The following is a 901-nucleotide window of genomic DNA, read 5'->3' as shown; positions in this document are numbered from 1 at the left end:
TATTCCTGAGATTTTAAAGCTGCCTGATGTAAACTCCGATTGGGACGAAAGCCATAACTACTGTCCGAAAAATCAAACTCGAATTTTGCCGTGATTATCTGCAATACCGCTTGTTGTAGCAAACGGTCGGTTACGGTCGGAATGCCCAATAAGCGCTTCTTTCCGTTCCCTTTTGGAATCTCCACACCTAAAATGGCATGGGGCAAATACTTTCCTGAACGAACCTTTTCCGTCAGCTCATCCCGATTAATCGACATGAGCTCTGATAATTTACATACGGGCATGTGATCAACTCCTGCCGAACCGTGGTTCTTTTGGACTCCGTACATGGATCGTAATAGGTTTTTACCTGTTAGTATTTGCTCAATCATCTTGTTTTACTATTCTTTCCCTGTTCCGCTTAATGCAAGGCTAGATTCATAAGAAAGCTTCCTTGCAAAATTTGAAACAACTTAACGTTCAACCCTTCGCTACTTTGTGAGTCCTCCACAGTCTCTATTTGTGGCTCGTTCCCCATGGCTACTATGGTATCTGCTGACTTCTTGTCATAACCAGCTCGTGGTTGGCAAGATCTCCCCTGGTAAGAGCATTTTCCTTCCATCTATTCCCGGAGCATCTACTACAAACAGATTGTTGGTTTCGAGCTTTGCAAAGATGTGCTTGCTTACCCACTGCTGATAGCCTCATATGCACTTTCTGTTCGTCGGTACAGATCTTTGCAGTCCTGCTTCCTTCACTCAATCGGTCACCCGAAACGAGCTTGCAGCTTGCTAACTGGCTCAACCAACTCGCCAGTAAGGGACTTTCACCCTCTGGAAAAATAACATACTTATTGTTAGCTATTTTGACCAAATATTTGCATATTTAATCTTTTTCTAGAGCTTACATATAAGTGTGCTCT

The 901-nt window shown here is 43.2% G+C and carries 1 protein-coding gene; it reads right to left on the bottom strand.

The window, feature by feature from the left end; genetic code table 11:
• On the bottom strand, positions 1–257 hold a 257-nt coding region (locus tag M0051_RS19560), incomplete at its 3' end, for a reverse transcriptase domain-containing protein (RefSeq protein WP_306743257.1).
• Positions 258–901 lie beyond the last annotated feature (644 nt).

Source organism: Marinifilum sp. D714 (genome assembly GCF_030851345.1).
Lineage (GTDB): Bacteria > Bacteroidota > Bacteroidia > Bacteroidales > Marinifilaceae > Marinifilum.
Note: the sequence above shows the minus strand (reverse complement) of the source record. Positions and strands in the feature narration are given on the sequence as shown.